A 23,704-nucleotide genomic window follows, 5' to 3' on the forward strand; every position below is an offset into this window, starting at 1 on the left:
GCATGAAGCTAGACAAAAGCAGTCACGCAACTGCGGCTTCCGCCGCATTACGATTTGGCACCGACGAATTCGTAAGCGCATCCTGCCAGAAACTCGCGGAAATGGAGTTCGTTCAGCTCTCGGCGGGCTGGTAGCCACGGGCGGAATTCTTCGTATCGCGCGAGACGCCGAACGGTTTCGTAGCGAATATTCCGATTTCAATCAGCCATCGCGGCCAGCGCTCGGGGTGTTTCAGGCCAAGCAGGGCCATCCGGCCACCCGTCGGGAGAGCAGCCGAGGCGCGCTCGATGAGCCCAGCGTAATCAGGTGGCATTTCCAGTCCAAAGGTGCTGATGACTGCGCGGGTCTCGCTCGGAAAGCGGAAGGCGGCTACGTCTGACTGCACAAATTCGACATTGCTTGCTCGCAGGCGCTTCGCTCGTCGACGGGCTTGGTCGAGCATGCCTTGCGAAAGATCAACCAGCGTCACCTTGCCGCTTGGTCCTACGCTCTCAAGCAGAAACGCGAGGTTTGCGCCGGTGCCAGCACACAGATCGACCACATGGTCGCCGGCCTTGAGTTCAAGCCGGTCAACCAGATCGCGTCGCCAACGACCAAGACCGGCCCACCGAAACCCCGACACCAATCGGTCATAGATTCCCGCGTTCTTGTCGTAGAGGCGTTCAACCTGTTCATTGGATAGAATTGCCATGGCGCGTGCTAACGAGCCTCGTCCGAAGAGATCGTAAGGATCTCCGCGAGGTCGTCCGGGTAAGGCATTGGCGCGAATGCGCTCACGTTTGCGCGTCCGGTATTCCCCCAGGGGAGCCGTCCGGTGAGATTGCCAAGAGGGGCGAGCGCAAGACGCATGACCTGCCCCAGAATTTCCCGGCCATCGCGGGTTTCAACCGCATAGCCCAGCATCGCCATATGCGAGCGAAGATGCGGCCCGAAGAAGCCTTGGCCCAGAATGTGTTCCCGCTCGAGCGCGGTCCACGCCAAAGCCCGGTTACCAGACTGCCTGGCGGCACGGAAAACGCGCCGCTCAGCTTCGATAAGTTCGACAATGTCCTTCTTCGCCACAGGATTTCACCGTTCTGCTTGCATCTTCGAATCGCCTTATGCACCTTGTAGTGGCTACAAGGTCAAGCATTGCGAGAACTCCATGAAGATTGGTGCCCTGGCGCGGAAGACCGGCACGACCGCCGAAACGATCCGCTACTACGAACGTACGGGATTGCTGGAGGAACCACCACGGACCGCCGGCAACTACCGGGACTATGGCCCGACCGAATTGGCCAGATTGCGGTTTATCCGCCGCGCACGCGACCTTGGCTTCACCATGGCGGAGGTGCGCCAATTGCTTTCTTTGTCGGATGATCCATCGCAATCGTGCGAAGCCGTGGACTCTATTGCCAGCCTCCACCTACGCGAAGTGGATCGGAAGCTTGGTGACTTGCGAAAACTGCGAACCGAACTGCGCCACATGGTCGACGACTGCCAGCACGGAGCGGTTGGCGAATGCCGGATAATCGAAGTGCTTGCCGGCTAGCGGGAAGCGCGCGTTTATTCGAGCGGTGACGGGACGCAAACCATGATCATCTCGAAATTCGGGGCGTGTTCTGACATATCTCGTCGGTGCGTTCGACAACAGAACCGATCCAGTCATCGATCTCGGCTTCGACCCATACCGTGCAACGGGGACCGAGCGAACGCGACTTTGGAAAACGGCCTTCGCGCATCCGCTGATAGATTGCCGTTCGGCGCAGGCCCACGCGCGCCATGACCTCGGGAAGACGAATGAGCCGGTCTGGCGGTGGCTCGACAGGAACGGCTTCCGCGTCCGTTTCGAGACCAGTCGTCATTTCAGAGAGCGAAGCTTTGTTCATCCTGCCGCTCCAGTTGCGCGAGGTGATCCGACAGGAGACCGGCGGTGCGGTGCGCGGTCCCCTTTGCCCAGCGCGGTCTCACATCGAGCAGCCTTTCGCCCAGCGCTTGATCCAAAGCAGACGGCAACTCGCTTATGAAGGTTTCAAGAAATTCCAGCACGCCGCTATTCTGCCAATCCTTGCTACGCCGCGAGTACCCCGCGAGTGCCAGCATCAGGGAGGTGCGCGGCGCGTGTCCGCTCGCGTCAAGGATGGCCAGCGCCTCTGGCAGTGTGGCTGACCTTGTCCCGGCGAGGATGCGTCGGAGCGCGTCCTTGTTGATATTCGTCTGTGCGGCAATCGTCCGCCGGGACTTGCCACTTTCGTCCACGGCATGGTCGAGGAAAGCGGCGACTCCTCGCGATAGTTCTTCCCATTTGTCGTTTGTGTTTCGCGCCATTGTTCCTGCTTCCGGTGATCTTCAGCGAATCACCAACAGGCTAGGCGACGCGTCAAACTGTAGGAAAGGAAAAAGAACAAATAAGGAACACGTAGGAAACTGGCTCATCGTCACACGATTTGATTCGCGCAGATTCCGGTCCCTCGATCTCAGACTTCGGTATGGGTGGCGCAATGATCGGTATTCTTGGCCGCAATGTCTGCACCGGTCGCGCAAAGCCTGGTCAGATTGCCCAGAATCGACGATTTCTCTTGGTCGGAATGCCGCGTGCGGCAGTTTCCGTTTTCCTACACCCCGCCTTCCAATCGAGGAAAGAACATACAGCGAACGCATCGCTGCCAATGTTCGAAACGGAGTTCCTCGATGACCAAGGCAATCACCCTTCCCCGCCAATCCGTCAAAGGCATTCGTGCCCGCGACTATATTCTTCCGGCCGCGATTGCGCTCGCCTGCGCCGGTGCCGCCTATGCCGGTGCCGACACGACCTTTGATCCGGCGCTGCAGAAGTTCACTGACTTCCTCGAAGGTTCGGGCGGCAAGATCATCACCGTCCTCAGCCTTGCCGGCGGTTTGATCGCGCTCGCCTCGGGCCGCTTCGCCCTTGGGCAGGTCGCGGTCCCGGTCGGTGTCGGAATTGGCGTCGGCACAGGCGTGCCGATCGTCACCTCGGTCGTGACCGCAACCATTTGATCGCGGTCTAACGACGGGAGGGCGGCATGGCCGACAGATACCTCGTTCCACGGCGGCTCGACGACCCGGAGGTCATCGGCTTCTGGACCATCGACGAGTTTGCGGGGCTGCTCGTCCCGTTCGCGTGGGGCATCCTTTCGCAGCACATCATCATCGGCACCGGCCTATCGGTCATGACCTGGTTCGCCCTTCGAAAGGCGAAGGCATCAGGCGCAGGGTCGAAACTGGTCCATGCTGCCTACTGGTATCTGCCGGGGAGCTTCCTCGGGCTGAAAGCCACGCCGCCCTCCCACTGCCGCCTGCTCGCAGGCTGAGGGAGGACCCAAGTGAAACACGAATTCGCCTATGAGGAAGCGCAGCGTCACCTCAAACAGCGCAACCGCTTCGCCGCGCTGTCAGCCGTGCTGGGCCTTACCAGCCTGCTGGCGGTCGGCGCGGCGGCGACGCGCGAGGAAAGCGTCATTTTGGTGCCTGTCACGACCGAGCGCCTGACGCTCGGGAGCGGCGGTACCGATGCGCACTACCTCGAACTCGTAACCCGCGACACCGCGCTCATGCTGCTCAATCGCGCACCCGAGAGCCTCGACTACTGGATGGAACAGGTCCTCAAGGTGGCAGATCCGTCAGCGCACGGGAGCCTCAAGGCCGAGCTCGTCAAGATCGTCGACGAGCAGCGCGGTTCGGACATCAGCCAGGCCTTCGTCATCTCGCGGATGGAGGTCGACGCGCAGGCGCTCACCGCTGTCGTCACCGGCACGCTCAAGACCTTCGTCGGTGCGCAGGTGATCGCAAGCCAAGAGCGCAGCTTCGAATTCAGCTGGAACCGCCGCGGCCTCAGTCTCGGCCTCACCGGCTTCCGCCAGCTCCCAACCGAAAACGAGGAGGAGAACCCATGACACTCCTATCCCGCCCCTTCCCCGCCGCGCTGACCAGCGTTGCGCTGGCAATCGCCACGGCCGCCTACGCTTCACCGGCACATGCCGACCAGTTCGTCGAGGCCGCTGATGGCGCCGCGATCGACTGCGTGCTCGCGCGCGGCGCGCTGACCCGTATCGCCCTCATCGAGGACGGTTTCGCCAATGTCTCGAAGATGGCGAGCGGTTTTCCCTACAACGATTTCGAGGTGACCCACGAGCCGGTGCGCGGCGACATCTATGTCTCGGTGCCGCTGCAATATGCGAGCGCCAGGGTCAGCTTCTTCGCGACGAGCAGCGCGGGCTATGTCTACAAGTTCACCTGCCGCGTCGAAGGCGAGGAAGCGAGCCAGCTCTTCGTCACCAATCCCGCGCTCGCCAAATCCCAGGCGAGTGAATGGGAAGGCGCAGCAGTGACGCGCGACGAGGCCGCGATCCGGCTGATCGAAGCGATGGCCAGCGATGGGGTCCTGCCGGGCTTCCGCGCCCGTGCCGAACTTTCGCGACCACGCCACACCGACAGCCTCGAAGTGCAGCAGGTCGCGGAATACGAAGGCGCCGAACTGATCGGCCAAGCCTTTACTCTACGCAATCTTGGCTCGGCGCCCGTCGACCTTGCCGGTGAGCGCGAGGCGCCGGCCGGGGCGCTGGCCTTTGCCTATGGCCGCGACAGCCTTCAGCCTGGCGAGAGCACTCAGGCCTTCCTTGTCTTTACCAAGGGAGGGCTCGAGTAATGGCCGATCCCGACACACGCGATACGCCCGCGCCAGCGCCAAAGGACGAGACGCGCGGCGAAGCCCGGCGCAACCTCAACCGCACGGTCGCGCAGCGCCAGAAGCTGCTGCTTGCCGGGATCGGCGGCGTGGCGCTCATCGCCGGTTCGATGTTCATCTTCGGCGGCGAGGATGAAGCCGGCGCCGACGGCGTGGGCGCGACCACGATCGAGACCGGCGCGCTGGTCAATCGCAATCTCTCGCAGCGCGAATTCGTCGCCACTTACGGCAACCGCCTCGATGCGCAGGGCCGCGCGATCAAAGACCTGCAGGAAAGCCAGCTTCCCAAGGCCTCGATCGAGCAGGAGCTCGAAACGCTGCGGGGCGAGAACGCGCGGATGCTGAGCGACGGGCAAGCTGCGATCGATGCGATCTCGGCGGAGAACGCCGCCTTGCGCTCGGAACTCGAAACCGTCCGCGCCAATCCCCCGGTCACGCCAGTTGACGCAGGAGAACCGCGGACTCCGGGTTTCGCTCCCGGACCGCTCGAGCCACCCAGCGAACCCAAGGCGAGCCTGCTGAGCTTCTCATCCGAAAAGCCGGGCGCAGCCAAAGCGAAGGCAACCGAAAGCACGCCGCCGCTGCTGCTCGAGGCAAGCCGCGATTATCTCCCGCCCAACAGCTATGCACCTGCCACCGTGATCGTCGGGGTCGACGCCTCGACGGGCGTGACCAGTCAGAGCGATCCGCTGCCCGTGGTGCTGCGCATCACCGGGCCGGCGCGCTCGGTGCTGCAAGGCGACAAGCTGCTCACCACCGATCTCACCGGCTGCCTCGTCAACGGCGCGGCACGCGGCGATCTCTCGGCCGAGAAGGTTTACGTCAAGCTCGTGCGCATGACCTGCGCGCAACCGGGCGGACGCTTCGCGGTGAGCGAGGTCAAGGGGTTCATCGCCTTTGCCGGCAAGTCGGGCGTGCGCGGCAATGTCGTCAGCCGCGAAGGCAGCCTTGTCAGCCAGGCGCTGCTTGCCGGGATCGTCGGCGGGTTCGGGCGCGGCTTCTCGGCCAATGCCAACGGCATCTTTGCGCAGCCTGTCGGCAGCGACGGCAGGCGCGAGGCGCTTTCGCCGACCGACATCCTCGCAGGCGGCCTCGGCCAGGGCGCGGGCGAAGCCGCCGACACTACAGCCAAATACCTCATCGAACGCGCAGAACAGTACCAACCCGTCGTCGAGATGCCGACCGGCATCGCAGTCGAGATCGTCTTTCTCGACGGCGTCCATGTCAGGAGCACACCGCAATGAACTATTCGAACCAGCGGCCCGGCCTCAAGGCGCGCGCCGCGCACATATCGCTCGCTGCCGCCAGCGCAGCAGCCCTCCTCACAAGCGGCGTCGCGATCGTAACCGCCATGCCCGCGCAGGCCGCGATCACGCGAGATGTGGTTCAAGCGCTCAAGCTTCGTCTGCCCAGAACGCCGATCGACGCGCTCGATTGCACGACATTCGCGCCATGGTGCGAGGTCGTCTCGGGAGAGACGCTATTCTACATCGACGAAGCGGCACGCTACCTCTTCGTCGGGCGGCTCTACGACATGGAGGAGCGGCGCGACGTGACTGCCGCGCGCCTGCTCGAACTCAACCCCGACCTGCTCGCCGCCGGCGCAGCCCGCCACGCCGGCGAGGACACTGGAGGGCGCCATGACGTTGCCGAAACCCGCGACAGGCAGGTCGCGACGCATGTCGATCTTAAAGCCCTTCCCAAGGAAGGCGCGATCCTGTGGGGCAATCCCAAGGGGCTGAAGCTGGTTGTCTTCTCGGATTTCCAGTGCGGCTACTGCAAGCGGCTCACCGGCGAACTCGAAAAGGCAGGCGTTCTTGTCGAGGAACGGCCGATCTCGATCTTCGGCGCGTCGAGCCGCCGCTTGTCCGAGGCGGTGCTGTGCGCCGCCGACCCGGTCGAGGCGCTCCATGCCGCATACACCGGCAAGCACCTCGAACCGCGCGCAACCTGCAAAAAGTCAGCTGCGCTCGATGCCAACGAAGCCTTTGCACAGGCCAACGGCTTTGCCGGAACCCCGGTAATCGTCCGGGCGCGCGACGGTGCGGTGCTGCACGGCTACCGTGATGCAAAGACACTGCGCGCCTTTGCCAATGCCAAGACCGGATCGAAGCAATGAGCGGCGGTGCGACCCGTGTCGGAGCGACGGCAATTCTCGCGTTGATGATCGCCGGCTGTGCGACGCTTGGCGGCAACGTCAAGGGCGACTTTTCCTGCCGGGCACCGGAGGGAAGCTGCGCGCCGACCTCGATGATCGACGATGCCGCGACCCGCGTTTCACAGGCAGAACGGTCCGGTCATGCCTCTGCGGGAGCGCACAGGGCCGGTGATCGCGGATTGCGGATCGTTGTTGCGGGCTACCGCGACGGGGCGGGCCGCATCCACGAGGCCCGGGTTGTTCATGTCGTGCTGCCCGATCGCGCTGCCGAGCGCTGGCGCGCGCCGCGTTCGACCGGCGACGTGCTTCGCGCACTGGCGCGTCCGGCTGAAGCAGAAGTCGCCCCGCCCGCCGCCGCAGAAGCAATTCCTTTCCAGCATCCCAATCCCTCCCCCCAGCAGCCTCCCGATGTCCTGGTCATCCCCTCGCAGGATCTGACGGAGCTGCCCGGCGCCAAAGCGCCGGACCCCGGGGCACCTGGTCGTCCCCCCTCCCCCGGCCAGGTGCCCCACCCCGTTCTGCCCGAAGGAGAGCCCAAGTGAACCTCTCGCTATCCTCTGCGCGCGACGCGCTCCTTGCTGGCCTGTTCGGCGATGCGAAAAGGGGCGACCATGCGCAGCCGCGTTTCGCGCTCGACATGCTGTCGGACTGGCTTCCGTACCGAGTCTATGACGAGGGCCCGGGGCTCTACCGCAACGCGCACTCGAAGGGCTTCATTCTCGAAGTCACCCCGCTCATCGGCGCCGACGAGCGGACAGGTGAGATCCTCGGCCAGTTCTTTTCCGAGAGCCTGCCGCAAGGCGCGTGCCTCCAAGTGCTGAACTTCGCGTCCCCGCGCATCGGCGCCATCGTCGGCCCGTGGTTCGCACCGCGCTACGAGCAGGGCGGGATCTACGAAGCGATTGCGAAAGCCCGCACCAACCGGCTCTACGATCTCGTCTGGAAGTCGGGCTCGGCACACGCGCCGTTCCATGCGCGCCATGTGCGTCTGGTGCTCTCGCTCGGCGTTCCGGTGCCCGGAAGCGTCACCGATGCAGAACTCACCGAATGCCGCGACGGGATGTCGGGGATGCTGAACTCGCTCGGCCTTGCATCGAACAGGCTCGAGCCCGCAGGCCTCCTCGCATTGGTCGACGAGCTCACCTCGCCGACCACCGCGCGCGAACCCGATCTCACGCACTGGAACCGCGAGGACACGCTCGACGCGCAAGCGATCCGCCGCGACATCGAACTCGAAGTCGAGGACGACCGGCTGATCTTGCGCACCGAGCGCTTCCGCGAGACCGGGCGCTCGCGAGATGGCGTGCCGCAGGTAGGTGAATGCTATCCCGACCGCTTCGATGTGCGCCATTACGGCGTGCGCTCTACCCCTGAGCGCTGGGCACCGTGGGAATGCGCGCGGCTCATCGGCGACATGTTCACCGACAAACTGCGCTTTCCCTGCCCGGCTGCGACCATGCTGTGCCTGCATTATCCCGACCAGGAAGCCGCCTCGGCGCGCGCAGGCTACAAGTTCATGCGCACCACCAGCCTGTCGGAAACGAAGAGCGCACGTTTCCTGCCCAAACTGTCCGAGCAGTCGGCAGAATGGAAACACGTCCAGGCCGAGCTCCAGGCGGGCAAGAAGCTGGTCAAGCTGTTCTATGGTCTCACCACGATCTCGCCGCTTGGCGAAGGCGATGCGCATGAGCGCACGGTCAAGGCGATCTACAAGGCGGCCGGATGGGACCTTGCCGACGAGCGCTTCCTCCAGCTCCAGGGCCTCGTCGCGGCGTTCCCGTTGAGCCTCGCCGATGGTCTGGTCCACGACCTTGCGCGGCTCAAACGCTTTCGGACCATGCTCTCGACCACCGCGGCCCATATCGCCCCGCTGCAGGGCGAGTATCTCGGCGGCACTATCCCGCACCTGCTGCTTCTCGGCCGGCGCGGCCAGCCCTTCTTCTGGTCACCCTTCGAGAACGCGGCGGGCAACCACAACATCGCGATCTGCGGGAAGTCGGGCTCGGGCAAGTCGGTGCTGCTGCAGGAGCTGTGCGCCGCGCTGCGCGGCGCGGGCGCCAAGGTCGTGGTGATCGATGACGGACGCAGTTTCGAGCATTCGGTAAAGCTGCAGGGCGGGCGCTTCGTCGAGTTCACCCTCGCCTCGGGCTTCTCCTTGAATCCCTTCTCGATGGTCGACGATGCCCGCGCGCATGAGGACGAGGACTACCGGCTCGACTGCTTTGCGATGATCAAGGCGATCGTCAGCCAGATGGCGCGGCCAAGCGCCGCGCCCTCGGACACCGAGCGCGGCCTCATCGACCGCGCGGTGACGCAGGTCTGGGAAGCGCTCGGCAGCGGCGGCGCGATCGACGATGTCGCGCATGCCCTCCATCAAAGCGAAAACGAGGCGGGCAGGGATTTGGCGACCGCGATCGCGCCTTTCTGCCGCGGCGGCAGCTATGCCGGGTTTTTCTCCGGCAAGGCGAGTTTCGCGCTCGAAGACGATTTCACCGTCTTTGAGATGAGCGACCTTGCGTCCCGCGAGGAACTGCGAAGCGTTGTCCTCTCGGCGATCATGTTCATGACCGGCCAGGCGATGACGCGCAGCTCGCGGTCCACCAAAAAGCTGCTTTTGATCGATGAAGCCTGGGCCATGCTCAAGGGTGGTTCGATGGGCGAGTTCGTCGAGACCTATGCTCGCACCGCGCGCAAGTACGGGGGTGCGCTCGCCACTGCCACCCAGTCCTTGAACGATTACTACAAATCCGACGGCGCGCGGGCCGCGCTCGAAAACAGCGACTGGATGCTGGTGCTCCAGCAGAAGCCCGAGACCATTGCCGATTTCCGCAAGGAGGCCCGGCTCGACATGGACGACCGGACCGAGACGCTGATCCGCAGCCTCAAGCGCTCGGGCACCGAGTACAGCGAGATCTACCTCAAAGGTCCCGAGATGGAAGCCGTTGGACGCCTGGTGCTCGACCCACTCTCGGCAACCATCTTCTCCTCCGATCCTGACACCTATGCCGCGATCCACCGCCATGTCGAAAACGGCATGCCGCTGGAGCGCGCAGTCGCGCTGGTCGCGGGCGTGGAAGGAGGCATGTGATGGTGCTCGAGACCACCACGCTCGTAGATCGCGTGCCGCTTCCGTCAGTCAGACAAGCCCGCGACAAGCACCGTGTGATCGACTGGCTGGCGCTGTTCCAGGGCACCTGCCTGGTGCTGATCGAAACGGCAAGCTTCGCGGCGAGCACGCTGCTGCTGGTCCTCGGCCTGCCGCTGTTCGTGTTCCTGGCTGTAGCAGGCTGGGATCTCACGGCGCTGTTCGCGCAGCTCGGCAATCTTGCCGACCATTACCGCACCGCTGAACCGGTCGCGCGCCGCTTCTTTGCCCAAGACCTCCAGATCGCATTCCTCATCGCAGCCGGCGGCCTCGCCCTGCTGCGATTGCCGGCTTTCCTGCGCCGCCTCGATCGCCGCCTCGCCGAAGGATCTCCCCGCCATGGATAGACTGAACCTCCCGCTTAGCCAGCTGGGCCCGAAACTCCTCGCTCTAGCCTTGCTCGTTGCCGCGCTCCTGTGGGGTGCGTGGATCACGCAGCAGGTCACCAGCTCCCCGGAGCAGCGGATCGTCACGGTCCGGCTTGCCGAGACCATCGGGACATTCGTCGAGGAAGCCGCGCGCGCCGATGCCGATCCGGCGGTCGTTCAGGCGGCGAGCCTTGCATACCTCAAAGCCGCCGAAAGCGCCGTCGCCGACATGGGCCATGACGGCCGCGTGGTGCTGGTTGCCGAGGCCGTGCTCGCGGGCGCTGCCGAAGACGCAACCTCCGAACTCGAGCAGCGCATTGCGGACAAGCTCGCCGGGGAGAAGCAGCCATGAGCCTGACCCGCTCGATCCGCCGTCCGCTGCTGCTCTCGGGGCTGGTCCTGCTGCCGCTTGCCTGGGCGCCGCTCGATGCCTTCAGCAAGGACCACGCGTTCCTCATCAATGCGAGCCCGAGCCTGTCCAACTGGGCGTTCTGGCTCGACAAGCACGCGCCGATCGAACGCGGCAGCCTGATCTTCTTTGAGCCGCCGCAAAGCGAGCTGGTCGAAAGGCATTTCGGAAAAGGACCGCAGATGTTCGGCAAGCGCGTGCTTGGCATGCCGGGCGATGTCGTGCGCCACGAGGGCGATGCGGTCTTCATCAACGGGAAGCAGGTCGCGAGCCTGCTCGAGGTCACCCGTCTCGGTGTCCCGCTCACGCGGGGGCCTAAAGGCGTCATCCCCGAGGGCTGCTACTACACCGGCACCAGCCATCCCCGCGGGCTCGACAGCCGCTATGGCGCAATCGGCTTCGTGTGCCGCGGACAAATCCTTGGCAGCGGGAGGGCGATCCTGTGATGCGCTCCCTCTTTCCGCTTGGCGCGCTTCTCCTCGCTGCGCTCCCGGCCAGCCTGCAGGCGCGAGACTATGGCCAGCGCGGCGCAGTCTTCCCCGTGATCGAGCGCGATCTGCTCGAACAGATCCATGCTCGCCTCGCGCAGATGGAAAAGTCGGGCGAGACCGCGCGGCTCAACGAGGAACTCAAGCGTCGTACGATCGCCCGCGTCAACCGGCCTGATCCGGTTGCCGGCGTGATCCGCGCAAGCGCAAGCCGCCAATGGGCCTTCGATCCGACAATTACGCTTGCTGCCGATATCCGGGGCGCAAAAGGCGAGCTGATCCATGCCGCCGGAACCCGGGTCAATCCGCTCGACAGCGTCAAGCTGCGCGGCGACCTCCTGTTTCTCGACGGCGACGATCCGGCGCAGGTCGCCTGGTCGCTGAGGCAAGAAGTCAATGCCAAGCTGATCCTCGTCAAGGGTGCGCCGCTCGAGCTGATGAAGGCCCGCCAGCGAAGGTTCTATTTCGACCAGGGCGGCAAGCTCACCGACAAATTCGGAATTCGGGCGACGCCTGCGCGCGTGCGCCAGAACGGCCGGATGCTCGAAGTGAGCGAGATCGCGCTGCCGCCCCGGAAGGCACAGCCATGAGCAGCATCCGCGCCTTCCTGGTGCTGTTCACGGCGATGCTATCGCTGGTATTCGCATCACCGGCTTCGGCCGATGCCGGTCCGGGCAAGTGCACCGGGCAATTCGTCAACCCGATCACCGACATCTGCTGGTCGTGCCTGTTCCCGATATCGGTCGGCGGGCTCGAAATCTGGCCGAGCAATCGCCCCGATCCCGACAATCCGGACCTACCGGTGTGCCTGTGCGGGCTTCGGCCCGGCATCGCGATGGGGTTCTGGGAGCCGGTCCGGCTCGCCGATGTCAGTATGAAGCCTTGGTGCTTCGTCAACCTCGGCGGGATGAAACTCGATCCCGGCTTTGATATTGGCTTCCGCTCGATCTCGGGTCCTTCGGCGGTGGGGGGCGCAAGCCAGTATTATTCGAGCTGGCATGTCCACTGGTATGCCTATCCGCTGATCTACTGGATGGAGATCGTCGCCGATTTCCTGTGCCTCGAGCCCGGTTCGATCGACATCCTCTACATCTCCGAGATCGATCCGCTGTGGCAGGACAGCGAGCTCACCGCGATCATCAACCCCGAAGCGGTGCTCTTCGCCAACCCGCTGGCGCTTGCCGCTTGCGCTGCGGATTGCGCGGCATCGACCGCCAATTTGCCGCTCGACGAGATGTTCTGGTGCGCGGGCTGCCAGGGTTCGATGTACCCGATGAACGGCAACGTCTCGGCCTCGATCGGACATGTCCAGGCCTCGCGGCTCGTGCTCTCGCGCTTCGCCTACAAGCTCCACCGCGAACTCGTTTCGTGGGGCACGATGGGATCGAAGGGCCTGTGCGGCAAATACCTGATGCCGGTGATGCGCAAGCAGCAATACCGCTTCCAGGCCACCAATCCCAATCCGGCAACCAAGGGCCGCTTCGCCTGCCCGCCTATCGGTGCCTCCACCACCTTCCAGTCCCCCGGACAGGTCATCCCCGCCATCGGCGAAGACATGGGATACCTCGTCTGGCGCAAGAGGAATTGCTGCGCGCTATGAGAATCGCCTTCCCCCTGCTGGTCGCTATCAGCCTTGCGACCGCCGCCGCCTTTGCTGCCGCGTCTGCGCAAGAGAGTTCGCCCGAACTCGATCTTGCCGAAATCCGCGCGCGCGCCAGCGAGCATAGCGCCGATGCCGAAGCGCTCGCCACGTCGGTGAAGACAAAAGCCGATGCGCTGGCAGAGGACGCGCGCGCCGCTCAACAAACGGCCCACGCGAACCGCGCAGCCTATGCAGAAGCGGCGCAAGCGACTGCCGATACCGGCCCGCTCGATCTCGATGGCATGATCCGCGCCCAGGCCGATGCCGAAGTGGCGGCAATGGGCGAGACGCCCCGGTTCATTGCCTTTGCCTCGCTGGGAATGCCGGAACGCTCGCTCAAGGCGCTGGTTCACGATGTCGCGAGGGCGGGCGGCGTCACCGTGCTGCGCGGGTTCCCGCAAGGCGACAGCGCGCGCTTCAAGAAACGCATCGCCGCGATCTGGAGCGATGGCCATGAAGCCGGCGCGCTCGGGATCGACCCGCGCCTGTTCCGCGCCTTCGATATCGAGGTCGCTCCGAGCTTCGTGATGATCGCGAGCGACTTTGCCCCCTGCGACGGGTTCGACTGCAGCGACATCCTTCCGCCGCACGACCGCATCGCTGGCAATTTCAGCGTGGCCGAAGTGCTCGACACCTTTGCTTCAGGAGGCGGTCCGGGCGCGCAGCTTGCACGTCTCCATCTCCGCCGCCTTGAAGGAGAGCGGCCATGAGGCTCACACAATCGCTTCGTCTGGGACTGCTCGCTCTTCTCGCCGTCGCCGCGCCCCTCTCCGCGCAGCAGCAGGATGCGCGGGCTGACGGCAAGGCCTTTGGCGAAAGCCTGCGCAGCGAAGCGCAGGCAGCCGCCAACTCGCAGCACGACGCATCCACCCTCCCCAATTACGATCGCAATGCCGTGCGTGACCTCGAAACGCTTGCCGACGATCCCGACCGGATCGAGAGCAATGCCGCGGCGGTGGCCACCGGGCACCAGGGCTATCGCGCGATGCGCGACAGCATCGCCAACCGCGCATGCTTCGATCCAGACGAGATCGAGGATGTGATCGCGCGCAGTCTCGCGATCAACGAGACGCCGCTTGAATACACCAGCGGCATGGATATCTCGGGCGGCCAGGGCAATTGCGTCCCGCTGCCGCCCGGCTCGGGCTCTGCGGGAACCTACACCGCGACCTGCAACACCGGCACGCGGATCGACCAGTCGGCGGGTCAATGCGCGGTGCCGCTCGTCGCCAGCGTGACGCAGCGCCAGCAATGGCATTATCTCTGCAACGACACCGGCATCTACCAGGGTCTTCCTTGGTGCTCGGCCTTCGATGGCGGCTCGTGCCGCATCACCGGCTATCGCCCCGGCCCGTGCCTCCAGTGGTGGGACAACGGGTTCAACCGCTTCTGCTCCGAGCCGGGCGATCCGATTGCCGAAATCTCCTGCAATGCGCCCGATCCTCGCTACACGCCTTATGCGGTCACCACAGACAGCACGGTCGATGCGGTTCCAGACGAGAGCCAGTGCACGGGTTTTGCCGACAATGGAGACTGCACGCTCGATGTAGAGATTTGCACCGATGCCGATCCGCAGACACGCGTGATCGACGGCGTCTCGGTGACGCGGCCCTGCTGGGAATGGCAGCGCAGCTACACCTGCACCTCGCGCGAAGCGGCGACCGATTGCTCGGACATCGAGAGCCAGGGCACCTGCCGCTTCGTCCGCGAGGAATGCCTCACCGACGAACTTCCGTGCGAGACCTGGGAGCGCATCTACGAATGCCCGTTGCCCGATACCGAGAACACCACGCAATATGTCTGCGATGGCGATGTCTATTGCATTGATGGCAGCTGCGAGACGATCGAGCGCACCGCTAATGACGAGTTCAAGGATGCAGTCACCGCGCTCCATGCGATGGACGAGGCGCGCGGGCAATTCGACCCGAACACGCTGACGCTGTTCCGGGGAACGCGCAACACCTGCTCGTCCAAGGTCTTCGGCGTGCTCAATTGCTGCAAGGGCAAGGGTTTCCCGCTCATTCCGGGGATCAGCCTGCTGGTCGCGCTCGGCTGCGACCGCGAGGAAGTGTTGCTCCACCAGCGCGATGCGCAGGGCCTGTGCGCCTTTGTGGGCACATATTGTTCAAAGAAGTTCCTTGGCGTCTGCCTGACCAAGAAGAAGGCCTATTGCTGCTTCGAGAGCAAGCTTTCGCGCATCTTGCAGGAACAGGGCCGCAAGCAGCTTCCCAAGCCCTGGGACAAGCCCAAGGAAGAACAATGCGAGGGCTTCACCCTCGACGAGTTCGCTCAGCTCGATCTTTCCCGCATGGATTTCAGCGAGGTTTATGCCGAGTTCACCGAGGCCGCGCGGCTGCCCGACGAGCTCGAGACCTCCATCCTCATCCAGCAGAAGATCGACGACTATTACGCAAGGGGCGGTCAATGACCCATCTGGACTACCTGACTGCGCTCGCACTCAGCTTCACTGCGCTCGCCGCCGCTTCGGCGCATGCCCAGGAACCTCGGGAGACGGCATCGATCACCGACGCCGACGCGCTCTACTGCGAAGAGCGAAAGCTCGGCTACTGGTTCTACTGCGTCAAACCTGTGCCCGCAGAGGAACCGCAAACGCCCGAAGCCGAACCGGTCGCGGCCAGCCAAGAACTCGATGCGATCACCTCCGAATTGCGCGAGTTGAAGGCGCGCGCGATCCTCTATCCGACCGAAGCGAATGTCGCAGCCTATATCCGTTTCCAGCGCGCGCAGCTCGACCGCGCCTCGCTGTTCTCCGATGTCTGGCAACGGGCGATCTGGCAGGACCCCGAACTCGACTACACGCTCGAACGCCCCGTCGGAGCGGTCGCCAAGAAGCAGTGGCAGGACGCCCGCAGCGCCGAGCGCGACAGCGTCATGGCACGGCTCTCCGAGCGCTACGGCCTGTTCTATTTCTTCAGCGCCACCTGCGGCCCGTGCGAAGTGATGAGCCCCATCGTCAAGGGAGTCGCCGACCGCTGGCGGATCACTGTGCGCGCCATCTCGACCGATGGCGGTCCTTCGCGCCATTTCCCGGACTACAAGGTCGAGACCAACCAGCGCGCCAAGGCTCGGTCTTGAAGGCAAGGCCACCCCGGCGCTCGTGCTGTGGGACAGCGCGACCAAGCGCCCGATCCCGATCGGATACGGCGTGCTCTCGGCCGACGAGCTGCAGGACCGCATCTATCTCCTCACCTCGAAGGAAGCCGGACATGATTACTAGCATTCGCAACGCGGCGCTGACCCTCGCCGCTGCCAGCATGGTCGCATCACCCGTCGCCGCCAATGTCGGCGACAGCATGGACCGGTTCATGGACGACATGGGCGCGGCGGCCAATGTCATCGGCCCGACCGCTTTCGAAGGCCAGTCGGCGGGCTATTACAGCCTCGGCAATGTCTGGACGCGCTTCCCCCAGAAGACCACCAACGTGGCCAACCTACAGCTGCCCCGCGCCCGCGCGGGCTGCGGCGGGATCGACATCTTCGCGGGCTCCTTCTCCTTCATCAATGCGAGCGAGATGGTCGCGCTCCTGAAAGCCGTGGCGAACAACGCGGTCGGGTTCGCCTTCAGCCTCGCGATCGACACCGTTTGCCCCGAGTGCAACAAGATCATGCAGGAGTTTTCGCAGAAGGCGCAGCTCATGAACAACCTCTCGATCAACTCCTGCGAAATGGCGCAGGGGCTGGTCGGAGGCCTGTGGCCCAAGGGCGATCTCGCCGACAAGGCGATCTGCGAAGCGATCGGGAATTCCGAAGGCATCTTCACGGACTATGCCGCAGCCAAACACGGCTGCGGCACGCGCGGGCAGCGCGCCTCAACGAATGAAGGCGCCGGCGCCGACTACGCCGACATCAATCCGGGCGTGGCGCGCAACTACACCTGGCACGTTCTGAAAAAGAGCGCCTTCTTCAACCCCGGCGGCACATTCGACCGCGAGCTTGCCGAATACGCCATGACACTGATCGGCACGGTGATCTATGTGCCGCCCAAGGACGACGAGGCAGGCAAGTTCGTGCCTTTCGCAGGCGATGCTTCATCCACCCTGGTGAGCGCACTGCTCGACGGGACGCAGGGCCAGACTGTTCGCGTTTTCCGCTGCGACGAGACCGATCTTTGCCTCAATCCCACCTTCGAGCAGATGAGCCTATCGAATGCAAAGGCCATCCGCCCGCGGGTCACGCTCCTGATCGGGAACATGGTCGATGCGATCCGGGCCGACACCGCGATCGGCAATGCCGAAAAGGAATTGCTGCAGGTCGCCTCGGTCCCCTTGTACAAGATCCTTACCGTCCAGGCCGCCTATGGGCGCGGAATGCCGACTGACGACCGCGACACGCTCGCCGAGATCGCCAGCATCGACCTGCTCTATGCCATCCTCGACCGGATCGTGTCGGAAGCCGGGCGCTCGATGGCGAGCTTCATCGCCGCCGACGAAGCCAAGCTCGCGATCTGGCGCGGCCAGGTTGCTGAGGTGCGTTCGGGGCTCGTCCAGCGACAGGCCACCGGACAGGCCAAGGTCTCCGCTATCATGCAGATCATCGAGAAAACGGCGATGATCGAGAACGCCCTTGCCGCCTCGATGTCGCCCTCGATGTCGGCAGCGCTCGACTGGTCGCGCGGGCTCCAGTCGCGCTCGATTATCCCCTGAGGCCGCGACATGGTCGAGATCTTCACAACCGGCGGCGGCGAATACATCGTCAATGTCTTGAACGCCGTCGCCGCGTGGACCGGGGCCGGTGGCTACAAGAGCCTGATCCAGGTGGCGCTGGTCATGGGCATGGCGCTTGCGGTCATTGTCGTCGCGTTCAACCAGGACTGGCGCGCCTGGCTCAACTGGTTCCTCGGCGCGACACTCATCTACATGTGCCTGATGGTGCCGCGCATGGATGTGCAGGTCACCGACCGTGTCAATCCGAGCCTCGCTCCGGCGACAGTCGCCAATGTCCCGCTCGGGCTCGCGCTCATGGCAAGCTTCACCAGTCAGGCAGGCGACTACCTTACCCGCTCCGCCGAGCTCGTCTTCGGCCTCCCCGACGATCTCAACTACTCGAAGAACGGCATGATTTATGGCGCGCGCCTGCTCGAAGCGACACGGTCCCTGCGCATTGCCGATCCCGAGTTTGCCGCCAATTTCGACGAGCATGTGCGGCAATGCGTGTTCTACGACCTGCTCCTCGGCCGCTACTCGATGAAGGAACTGTCCGAAAGCAACGATATCTGGGCGACCATTGCGCCTGGCAGTGCCGCGCGGGCACAGCGCTTCCTCACCCGGCAGGCGGACGATAGCGTCACGGCCACGATCATCACCTGCCGCGAAGCATACACTGCGCTCTCCAACCAGTGGGCCGGGCTTATTGATGAGATGACACGGGTCGCCGGGCGCCAGCTCTACCCCCGGCAGACCGAGGCGCTCGCGAAGGCCAAGCTCATCGCAGACCTGCCGATTGCCTATCAATACCTCACCGGCGTCTCGAAGGATGCAAGCAGCATCTTCCGCCAGGTTCTGACCATCAACGCCATGAACCAGGCGATGCATGGCTTCGCCGGAGCTAGCGGTGCATCGAGCGTCGATGTGTTCGCGCAGACCCGCGCCGACATCCAAACCGAACGGACCTATTCCTCGATCGCGCACAACGCGATGAAATGGGTCCCGATCCTCAATGTCGTCCTGACGGTCGTATTCTACGCGCTTTTTCCGGTGCTCTTCCCACTGTTCCTGATGCCCAAGACCGGACCGATCGCTCTCAGAGGATACGTCACGGGCTTCTTCTATCTGGCAGCTTGGGGGCCGCTGTTCGTCATCCTGCACATGATCCTGATGCTCAAGGGCGCGAGCGATGTGGCGGCAGCGGGCGGCGCGACCGGTCTCAGCCTCGCGACCTTCTCCGGCATGACCGACGTCAACAACGATATCGGGATCCTGGCCGGCTACCTCGTCGCATCGATACCGTTCCTTGCAGGCGGCGTCGCCAGGGGCGCGCTCGCAATATCGGGCCAGGCAACCAGCTACCTCAATCCGAGCCAGAACGCGGCAGAAGAGGCGGCGCGCGAAGCGAGCACCGGCAATATTTCGCTCGGCAATTCCAGCCTTGAGAACTCGAACGTGTTTTCGCGCCAGTTTGCGCAAGCCAGCCTTGCTCCCAACATTGGCTACGGCGCCGCGCAGACGCGAACGACGGGCGAAAACGGCACCCAAACCACCGGCTTCCCGCAGGCCGAGTTCGCGACTGTGCCGACCTCGAGCTATCCGTTCACACCAACGCTAGGGCAGGACTTCTCGAGCCGGCTTGCGACCATGGCGAGCCAGAGCCGCGGCCAGAGCGAGACATTCTCGAACCTTGCCCAGCAATCGACGAGCTCGGCTGTCACCCGCTTCAGCGAGTTGCGCGATGCCTACACCCGCTCGCGCTCGAACGAGAGCGTCAGTGGCACGTCAACGAGCGACAGCATCGGCAGCGCCTTCAGCGAAGTCGACAACGCCTCGAAAACACTCCAGCAGCAGTTCGGGCTGTCGCGCCGCGCGGCCGACGACATTACTGTGTCCTGGTTCCTGAACGGGGATGCCGGTCTCGGGGTCAAAGGAGAACGAGGCTCGATCAAGGGCACCCTCGGGTTAAAGGGTGGTCGGAACCAGACCTGGACTGACAGTGATATCGGGATCGCCTCCGAGGATCGCTCGCGCATCATGGGCGCGCTGAGCCAGATCTCGGACAGTCGCAGCTGGTCGAGCACGCGCGAAGGCTTCCTGCGTGAAACGAGTTCGAGTTCGGAGGCGCTGGTGTCAAGCAGCTCGGCCGGGATCACCACGTCGATCACCGAAGCGCAGAGCTACACCCGCGAAGCGCGCCGAGCCGAGGAGATCGCCAGCCGCCTCGAGAACCAAGCAAGCTGGTACGAAAGTGCCAATGCCGCAGGCACGCTCAACCTCAGCCAGGCCTATCGCGAATGGGGCATGGCGGAGATCGATGGTAACCGCGACTACTATGGGCCGGTGCGCTTCGACGACATCGATTTCCAGATGAGTGCGCGGGGCCAGAAACTCCAGGCGCGGTTCGTCGAAAGCTATGCGAACCAGCTCAATGCCGAGATCGCGGATGACCTGGCTCTGCCGCCCTTTGCGTCCGTCGCTCGACCCGCTGTGAGCAGCGCAGATGGCGTGCGGGGATCGGTACGGCTTGGCGGGGTACCAGGGAGCCTTGGCGCCCCCTCAAGCGAGCGTGAAGACATCGCCCGGAATGTAGGTCGGGTCCAACAACAAGGGGACCGGCGGATCGGGACCGTCAAAGGATACCTCGATGGCAAGACTCGCGATGCCAAGGGAGCCTCGGCTGAGGCGGCCGACGATGTGAAGGAATGGTAGCTCAGATCAGCCCGTCGTAGATGATCACATAGATCAAAAAGGCGAGGAACAGGACCCCGAACAGGATCAATCCAAGCTTGCCCCACGGGTCAGCCCAGGTCTTTTTCCAGGTGTAGGAAGTGAGACGGTTCTCGGCGATGGCCCGATCTACTTCGCGGAAGCCCTCCCAGCCCTCCTTGCCGCCCGGGGGTGTGTCGTCTGGATCGTTCATCGCTCATTCTCCTTCACAAGAAGGGAGCCGCCCTCTCCTCTTCTCAGCCCCATCTTGTTGCTGAGAAAATAGCCGAAAATCATCGGAAAAGCGAGCACGGTATCTTGGCTTGCAGGCCCGAAAATGAAAGGAGTTGGCATGGCAGGAAGATCACCTCAGAATAATGTCTTCGATTTTCACGCAGGAGTTCTCCGACAGAAGCAAGGCAAACGGCGCGGCCTTGCGCTGCTTGTTGCCGGAGGCTTACTCGTTGGCATTCTGGGCGGCATTCTTGGCATCTACTGGCCTTTTGGTTCGGCGATCGCTGAGGCACGAACCAAGCACAGCGTTGCCGTTTGCGGCATGGTCAGACGCACTTGTGTCATCGATGGCGACACGATCTGGCTCGAAGGCGTGAAGATCAGGATCGCGGATATCGACACGCCTGAAATTTCGCAGCCAAGATGCGATATCGAATACGATCTCGGCATAAGGGCACGCGACAGGTTGGTGGTTCTGCTCAATCAGGGAGAGTTCTCCGCCGTTCCAATCGGTAATCGAGACGAAGACCAGTACGGTCGTAAGCTCCGTGTCCTGATGCGCGATGGCCGCTCGATCGGCGACCAATTGGTCGCGGAAGGACTAGCACGAACCTGGTCCGGACGCAGGGAGCCATGGTGCTGATGCGCATCTGGCCGGACAGTGACGATCCCTTGCCGGGCAACGAGCGGGAATGGAAATTGAAGCTCGAAGCATGGCTGCTGGGTATTCCGATTGTCCTTATGCTCATCGCAGGCATCGGGTCACTCTTCTGATGCTCACCCGTGATCAGGAGCTTTGGGGCATGGCGCTGTGGGTGGATAAGCACCATGGCGACGCCGGAGGTGAATTCATTGCGTCGAAGATCGATCAGCTATACCAGGCCGGCGAGCAGGACGGGGCAAGACTTTGGCAGAATGTTGCCCGTCGCTATGAGCAACTTGTCGAGCGCAGGACCTATTCCTGATAGAACCTTGAGGATCTCTAGCGTCGACTGACTGCAGATAGGCTTCCAGCCGTTCAAGCGTTCGTCGACGCGGCCTTCGCCCTTGCCTGAGATCGAGTACGAATCGAGGATCGCCAACTGCGCGCCGGCCGAAGCGCGTTGCCGAAATATGGTGATCTTTCAGATGCTTTTCGATCCGTTCCAGCAAGGTCATAACCCTTTCGCTCCGACTCGCAAATCCCTTGTGTTCTTGTTATGTTCTTAGTAGGATCACATCCGCGAGTCTAGGAAAATTCCTACAATTGAGATTCGAAGGACAGACAGATGGAACATGTCAGGGAAGAGCTCGACCGGCTGATCCTCAAGGGCGGATATGGCTACGCCTCGATATCGCGGCTGCTTGGCCGCAACCCTGCCTATGTGCAGCAATTCATCAAGCGCGGTTCACCGCGAAAGCTCGATGACGAAGACCGAAAGACACTTGCCTGCTTCTTCGGCGTCGATGAGCAAGTGCTCGGCGGTCCCGCCAATCCAGTCAATGATGGTATGGTCGAGATCCCCGTTCTCGATGTGGAAGCATCTGCTGGATTCGGCGCGGTAGCTGCCAGTGAGACTGCACACACCCGGTTCGGGTTCGATGAGCGGTGGCTGCGGCACCTGACGTCGGCCAAGAGCGCCAGCCTGTCGATCGTCGGCGTAAAGGGTGACTCGATGGAGCCCACGCTCAGCGATGGTGACGAGGTCCTGGTCGACGCGTCAGACCATGGCTCACGATTGCGCGATGGAATCTACGTTTTGCGCGCTGATGATGCTCTGGTCGTTAAGCGTATTGCTATCAAGCCTGGTGGCCGACAAATCACAATCGCCAGCGACAACCCAGCTTATCCAACTTGGCACGACATGGACCGATCTGAGGTGCACGTCGTCGGTCGGGTCATCTGGTTTGGCCGAGCCTTGTAACGGCAGGACTTGGGCCGAAGGCGGACGGTCCGGTTCTGGTCGGGTAGACAGCAAAGCGGACATTCAGATCACGGTGCGAGAAACGGCCAGAGTGCAAGGCGAATGCTAAATTGTCCTAAGCCGTAGACTGAACTTCACAAACGCGTTGCAAGAAACAAATGGTGTGGGGTCTCTTTGTGTACGAATTCGACTTTGAAACCACGGCGGATCAGAGCCTTTCAACCTTAAACAGTTCTCGGAACAGCTAGCGCTATGGCTCTCGGCGGCCCGACAATGTCCGAGCAACGTTGGCACGCACCATCTGGTCACCAATTGATCAGCGGGAGTTGGTGACAATTCCAAGCATCCGACCATATCGGTCAGTGCCTTGGTGGTCCATGTAGCAGCGTGCCGAATTCGAAAGGGTCAGTTCTCGTTACCGTCCGCGGGATACAAGGCGCTCCAACGGTCGCGTATCTGCTCAATTCCCGCGTTCACAAGCGGACCAAGGAAATCCGCCGATCTGTCGACAATGCCTTCAGCGACCTGGTCGGCTGCCTCGCCAATGACCTTACTTCCGAGTGTTTTCAGCGCGCCTTTAACAACTGCTTTGACACTGTTGTCGGGTGCCCCGGCATCGACCAGCGCGGCCTTGATCGCCTGATGCTGATCGTCCGGGATGATACTCAGCATGAGGTCCGTCACAGCGCTGAGCGGCGCCCTGACCAGCGAAGAGTTGAAGGAGGTATCGGAAAAATGTCCAACCTCGCGGATCCGTTGTCGCATGTGCGCAATGGTTAGCGGATTCTCGATCTCCATCACGAAATAGTCGCCGTCCCTTGCAAACTTTGTCTCAATAAGTGCCTGTTTAACGAGGTCATCCAATCGCGCGCGGTCGCTCCCATGTCGGCGGATTTCCAGGTCAAAAATCAGTTGTGAAGCCTTGGTCCTCGTGACCTTCAAATCCGTCATCAGACTGTAAATCGTAGCCTCGGTCTGAAGGATGCCGAGATTGCGCAAAAGATCAAACACCCCGAGTTCGATCTCCCTTTTGGGTAAGGATCCAAACGCTGGCGTCATAAAGTTTTGCAGAAACGCTGCCGTTTCGGCCCGAAGTTCGGCTTCATCGACATCAGCTAGCGCGCCTTCAATATCCATTTGAGCACTCCATTCAATTTCGTCTCGCTACCGACGCAATATTCGGTTTTTCTGGCAACTCTTCGTTTCTCTCTTTAGCTATAGGTAAAGCGCAATTAAGTCGATGAAAACGAAAGCTGTCGCGCGCGGAGTGGCGAAGACAATAAATGCGAAATTTGTCGA

At 62.9% G+C, this 23,704-nt stretch carries 27 protein-coding genes and 1 pseudogene; 22 read left to right on the top strand and 6 right to left on the bottom strand.

The features are described from left to right. Positions 1-112: 112 nt before the first annotated feature. Both HG250_RS03665 and HG250_RS03670 read right to left on the bottom strand, forming a co-directional pair. Complete coding sequence (locus HG250_RS03665) at positions 113-691, bottom strand: class I SAM-dependent methyltransferase (RefSeq protein WP_240956887.1); 579 nt, start codon at positions 689-691, stop codon at positions 113-115. Positions 692-699: 8 nt separating this feature from the next. Then, positions 700-1,062 carry a DUF3703 domain-containing protein gene (locus HG250_RS03670; RefSeq protein ID WP_170002817.1) on the bottom strand — a complete coding sequence of 121 codons (363 nt, stop codon included), beginning with the start codon at positions 1,060-1,062 and terminating at the stop codon, positions 700-702. An 82-nt stretch (positions 1,063-1,144) separates the two neighbouring features. Between HG250_RS03670 and HG250_RS03675 the strand changes: the two genes are divergently transcribed. Next, a complete protein-coding gene (locus HG250_RS03675; protein WP_137678725.1) occupies positions 1,145-1,531 on the top strand; it encodes a MerR family transcriptional regulator in 387 nt (128 codons plus the stop codon). A 46-nt stretch (positions 1,532-1,577) separates the two neighbouring features. On the opposite strand, the gene HG250_RS03680 is transcribed toward HG250_RS03675, so the two are convergent. Together HG250_RS03680 and HG250_RS03685 are read right to left on the bottom strand one after the other, a co-directional pair. After that, entirely contained in the window at positions 1,578-1,844 is a 267-nt protein-coding gene (locus HG250_RS03680) for an AlpA family transcriptional regulator (RefSeq protein WP_137678726.1), read from the bottom strand. Between the two features lies 1 nt (position 1,845). After that, positions 1,846-2,307, bottom strand: coding sequence for a hypothetical protein (locus HG250_RS03685; RefSeq protein WP_137678727.1), 462 nt, complete (start codon positions 2,305-2,307; stop codon positions 1,846-1,848). Between the two features lie 363 nt (positions 2,308-2,670). Here HG250_RS03685 and HG250_RS03690 point away from each other — a divergent pair, with 363 nt between their 5' ends. From HG250_RS03690 to HG250_RS03775, 18 genes and pseudogenes are all read left to right on the top strand, one after another. Beyond that, positions 2,671-2,997: a hypothetical protein gene (locus tag HG250_RS03690; RefSeq protein WP_137678728.1), complete on the top strand. Its 327-nt coding sequence runs from the start codon at positions 2,671-2,673 to the stop codon at positions 2,995-2,997. A 26-nt stretch (positions 2,998-3,023) separates the two neighbouring features. After that, positions 3,024-3,311 (top strand): type IV conjugative transfer system protein TraL, encoded by a 288-nt coding sequence (gene traL, locus HG250_RS03695; protein WP_137678729.1) that lies wholly within the window; start codon positions 3,024-3,026, stop codon positions 3,309-3,311. 12 nt (positions 3,312-3,323) lie between these two features. Then, entirely contained in the window at positions 3,324-3,893 is a 570-nt protein-coding gene (locus HG250_RS03700; protein WP_010412621.1) for a type IV conjugative transfer system protein TraE, read from the top strand. Beyond that, the gene (locus HG250_RS03705; RefSeq protein ID WP_137678730.1) at positions 3,890-4,645 is read left to right on the top strand and encodes a type-F conjugative transfer system secretin TraK; all 756 of its coding nucleotides are present in this window, start codon (positions 3,890-3,892) and stop codon (positions 4,643-4,645) included. The genes HG250_RS03700 and HG250_RS03705 overlap by 4 nt, the downstream gene beginning before the upstream one ends. Beyond that, on the top strand, positions 4,645-5,928 hold the full coding sequence (locus HG250_RS03710; protein ID WP_170002819.1) for a TraB/VirB10 family protein: 1,284 nt from the start codon (positions 4,645-4,647) through the stop codon (positions 5,926-5,928). The genes HG250_RS03705 and HG250_RS03710 overlap by 1 nt, the downstream gene beginning before the upstream one ends. Beyond that, positions 5,925-6,803, top strand: coding sequence for a DsbC family protein (locus tag HG250_RS03715; RefSeq protein WP_170002821.1), 879 nt, complete (start codon positions 5,925-5,927; stop codon positions 6,801-6,803). Before HG250_RS03710 ends, HG250_RS03715 begins: the two co-directional genes overlap by 4 nt. A 44-nt stretch (positions 6,804-6,847) precedes the next feature. Then, the gene (locus tag HG250_RS03720; protein ID WP_152435765.1) at positions 6,848-7,384 is read left to right on the top strand and encodes a hypothetical protein; all 537 of its coding nucleotides are present in this window, start codon (positions 6,848-6,850) and stop codon (positions 7,382-7,384) included. Beyond that, positions 7,381-9,930, top strand: a complete 2,550-nt coding sequence (traC, locus tag HG250_RS03725) for a type IV secretion system protein TraC (protein WP_152434335.1) — start codon at positions 7,381-7,383, stop codon at positions 9,928-9,930. Before HG250_RS03720 ends, traC begins: the two co-directional genes overlap by 4 nt. Further along, positions 9,930-10,334 (top strand): hypothetical protein, encoded by a 405-nt coding sequence (locus tag HG250_RS03730; RefSeq protein ID WP_137678734.1) that lies wholly within the window; start codon positions 9,930-9,932, stop codon positions 10,332-10,334. The genes traC and HG250_RS03730 overlap by 1 nt, the downstream gene beginning before the upstream one ends. Then, on the top strand, positions 10,327-10,707 hold the full coding sequence (locus HG250_RS03735) for a TrbI F-type domain-containing protein (protein WP_170002823.1): 381 nt from the start codon (positions 10,327-10,329) through the stop codon (positions 10,705-10,707). The genes HG250_RS03730 and HG250_RS03735 overlap by 8 nt, the downstream gene beginning before the upstream one ends. Further along, positions 10,704-11,210 (top strand): S26 family signal peptidase, encoded by a 507-nt coding sequence (locus HG250_RS03740; RefSeq protein ID WP_137678736.1) that lies wholly within the window; start codon positions 10,704-10,706, stop codon positions 11,208-11,210. Before HG250_RS03735 ends, HG250_RS03740 begins: the two co-directional genes overlap by 4 nt. After that, positions 11,210-11,842 carry a type-F conjugative transfer system protein TraW gene (gene traW / locus HG250_RS03745; protein ID WP_137678737.1) on the top strand — a complete coding sequence of 211 codons (633 nt, stop codon included), beginning with the start codon at positions 11,210-11,212 and terminating at the stop codon, positions 11,840-11,842. Before HG250_RS03740 ends, traW begins: the two co-directional genes overlap by 1 nt. Further along, on the top strand, positions 11,839-12,852 hold the full coding sequence (traU, locus tag HG250_RS03750) for a conjugal transfer pilus assembly protein TraU (protein WP_137678738.1): 1,014 nt from the start codon (positions 11,839-11,841) through the stop codon (positions 12,850-12,852). The genes traW and traU overlap by 4 nt, the downstream gene beginning before the upstream one ends. Further along, positions 12,849-13,604 carry a type-F conjugative transfer system pilin assembly protein TrbC gene (gene trbC / locus HG250_RS03755; protein WP_170002825.1) on the top strand — a complete coding sequence of 252 codons (756 nt, stop codon included), beginning with the start codon at positions 12,849-12,851 and terminating at the stop codon, positions 13,602-13,604. Before traU ends, trbC begins: the two co-directional genes overlap by 4 nt. Further along, on the top strand, positions 13,601-15,322 hold the full coding sequence (locus HG250_RS03760) for a conjugal transfer protein TraN (protein ID WP_170002827.1): 1,722 nt from the start codon (positions 13,601-13,603) through the stop codon (positions 15,320-15,322). Before trbC ends, HG250_RS03760 begins: the two co-directional genes overlap by 4 nt. Continuing rightward, positions 15,319-16,132: pseudogene (locus HG250_RS03765) on the top strand (conjugal transfer protein TraF). The gene HG250_RS03760 and the pseudogene HG250_RS03765 overlap by 4 nt, the downstream one beginning before the upstream one ends. Next, on the top strand, positions 16,122-17,558 hold the full coding sequence (locus HG250_RS03770; RefSeq protein ID WP_152434333.1) for a conjugal transfer protein TraH: 1,437 nt from the start codon (positions 16,122-16,124) through the stop codon (positions 17,556-17,558). Before HG250_RS03765 ends, HG250_RS03770 begins: the two are co-directional and overlap by 11 nt. A gap of 9 nt (positions 17,559-17,567) precedes the next feature. Further along, positions 17,568-20,270, top strand: a complete 2,703-nt coding sequence (locus tag HG250_RS03775) for a conjugal transfer protein TraG N-terminal domain-containing protein (protein ID WP_137675986.1) — start codon at positions 17,568-17,570, stop codon at positions 20,268-20,270. Position 20,271: 1 nt separating this feature from the next. Here HG250_RS03775 and HG250_RS03780 read toward each other — a convergent pair whose 3' ends face one another. Continuing rightward, positions 20,272-20,481, bottom strand: coding sequence for a hypothetical protein (locus HG250_RS03780; protein WP_137675987.1), 210 nt, complete (start codon positions 20,479-20,481; stop codon positions 20,272-20,274). A 123-nt stretch (positions 20,482-20,604) separates the two neighbouring features. Between HG250_RS03780 and HG250_RS12915 the strand changes: the two genes are divergently transcribed. The 3 genes from HG250_RS12915 to HG250_RS03795 all read left to right on the top strand — a co-directional run bounded on the left by HG250_RS12915 (position 20,605) and on the right by HG250_RS03795 (position 22,405). Further along, positions 20,605-21,144: a thermonuclease family protein gene (locus tag HG250_RS12915; RefSeq protein WP_240956888.1), complete on the top strand. Its 540-nt coding sequence runs from the start codon at positions 20,605-20,607 to the stop codon at positions 21,142-21,144. 49 nt (positions 21,145-21,193) lie between these two features. Then, positions 21,194-21,466 (top strand): DUF6961 family protein, encoded by a 273-nt coding sequence (locus HG250_RS03790; protein WP_240956889.1) that lies wholly within the window; start codon positions 21,194-21,196, stop codon positions 21,464-21,466. A 303-nt stretch (positions 21,467-21,769) separates the two neighbouring features. After that, positions 21,770-22,405: a S24 family peptidase gene (locus tag HG250_RS03795; RefSeq protein ID WP_137675989.1), complete on the top strand. Its 636-nt coding sequence runs from the start codon at positions 21,770-21,772 to the stop codon at positions 22,403-22,405. Positions 22,406-22,810: 405 nt separating this feature from the next. Here the strand turns inward: HG250_RS03795 and HG250_RS03800 are convergent, their stop codons facing one another. Then, on the bottom strand, positions 22,811-23,542 hold the full coding sequence (locus HG250_RS03800) for a hypothetical protein (RefSeq protein WP_170002829.1): 732 nt from the start codon (positions 23,540-23,542) through the stop codon (positions 22,811-22,813). Positions 23,543-23,704 lie beyond the last annotated feature (162 nt).

Origin of the sequence: Pseudopontixanthobacter vadosimaris (genome assembly GCF_012979275.1) — a bacterium.
Taxonomy (GTDB): domain Bacteria; phylum Pseudomonadota; class Alphaproteobacteria; order Sphingomonadales; family Sphingomonadaceae; genus Pseudopontixanthobacter; species Pseudopontixanthobacter vadosimaris.

Coding starts and splice junctions, on each gene's coding strand:
- HG250_RS03665 (WP_240956887.1), bottom strand. CDS start 691: ATGGCAATTCTATCCAATGAACAGGTTGAACGCCTCTACGACAAGAAC.
- HG250_RS03675 (WP_137678725.1), top strand. CDS start 1,145: ATGAAGATTGGTGCCCTGGCGCGGAAGACCGGCACGACCGCCGAAACG.
- HG250_RS03680 (WP_137678726.1), bottom strand. CDS start 1,844: ATGACGACTGGTCTCGAAACGGACGCGGAAGCCGTTCCTGTCGAGCCA.
- HG250_RS03685 (WP_137678727.1), bottom strand. CDS start 2,307: ATGGCGCGAAACACAAACGACAAATGGGAAGAACTATCGCGAGGAGTC.
- HG250_RS03690 (WP_137678728.1), top strand. CDS start 2,671: ATGACCAAGGCAATCACCCTTCCCCGCCAATCCGTCAAAGGCATTCGT.
- traL (WP_137678729.1), top strand. CDS start 3,024: ATGGCCGACAGATACCTCGTTCCACGGCGGCTCGACGACCCGGAGGTC.
- HG250_RS03705 (WP_137678730.1), top strand. CDS start 3,890: ATGACACTCCTATCCCGCCCCTTCCCCGCCGCGCTGACCAGCGTTGCG.
- HG250_RS03710 (WP_170002819.1), top strand. CDS start 4,645: ATGGCCGATCCCGACACACGCGATACGCCCGCGCCAGCGCCAAAGGAC.
- HG250_RS03715 (WP_170002821.1), top strand. CDS start 5,925: ATGAACTATTCGAACCAGCGGCCCGGCCTCAAGGCGCGCGCCGCGCAC.
- HG250_RS03720 (WP_152435765.1), top strand. CDS start 6,848: ATGATCGCCGGCTGTGCGACGCTTGGCGGCAACGTCAAGGGCGACTTT.
- HG250_RS03730 (WP_137678734.1), top strand. CDS start 9,930: ATGGTGCTCGAGACCACCACGCTCGTAGATCGCGTGCCGCTTCCGTCA.
- HG250_RS03735 (WP_170002823.1), top strand. CDS start 10,327: ATGGATAGACTGAACCTCCCGCTTAGCCAGCTGGGCCCGAAACTCCTC.
- HG250_RS03740 (WP_137678736.1), top strand. CDS start 10,704: ATGAGCCTGACCCGCTCGATCCGCCGTCCGCTGCTGCTCTCGGGGCTG.
- traW (WP_137678737.1), top strand. CDS start 11,210: ATGCGCTCCCTCTTTCCGCTTGGCGCGCTTCTCCTCGCTGCGCTCCCG.
- traU (WP_137678738.1), top strand. CDS start 11,839: ATGAGCAGCATCCGCGCCTTCCTGGTGCTGTTCACGGCGATGCTATCG.
- trbC (WP_170002825.1), top strand. CDS start 12,849: ATGAGAATCGCCTTCCCCCTGCTGGTCGCTATCAGCCTTGCGACCGCC.
- HG250_RS03760 (WP_170002827.1), top strand. CDS start 13,601: ATGAGGCTCACACAATCGCTTCGTCTGGGACTGCTCGCTCTTCTCGCC.
- HG250_RS03770 (WP_152434333.1), top strand. CDS start 16,122: ATGATTACTAGCATTCGCAACGCGGCGCTGACCCTCGCCGCTGCCAGC.
- HG250_RS03775 (WP_137675986.1), top strand. CDS start 17,568: ATGGTCGAGATCTTCACAACCGGCGGCGGCGAATACATCGTCAATGTC.
- HG250_RS03780 (WP_137675987.1), bottom strand. CDS start 20,481: ATGAACGATCCAGACGACACACCCCCGGGCGGCAAGGAGGGCTGGGAG.
- HG250_RS12915 (WP_240956888.1), top strand. CDS start 20,605: ATGAAAGGAGTTGGCATGGCAGGAAGATCACCTCAGAATAATGTCTTC.
- HG250_RS03790 (WP_240956889.1), top strand. CDS start 21,194: ATGGAAATTGAAGCTCGAAGCATGGCTGCTGGGTATTCCGATTGTCCT.
- HG250_RS03795 (WP_137675989.1), top strand. CDS start 21,770: ATGGAACATGTCAGGGAAGAGCTCGACCGGCTGATCCTCAAGGGCGGA.
- HG250_RS03800 (WP_170002829.1), bottom strand. CDS start 23,542: ATGGATATTGAAGGCGCGCTAGCTGATGTCGATGAAGCCGAACTTCGG.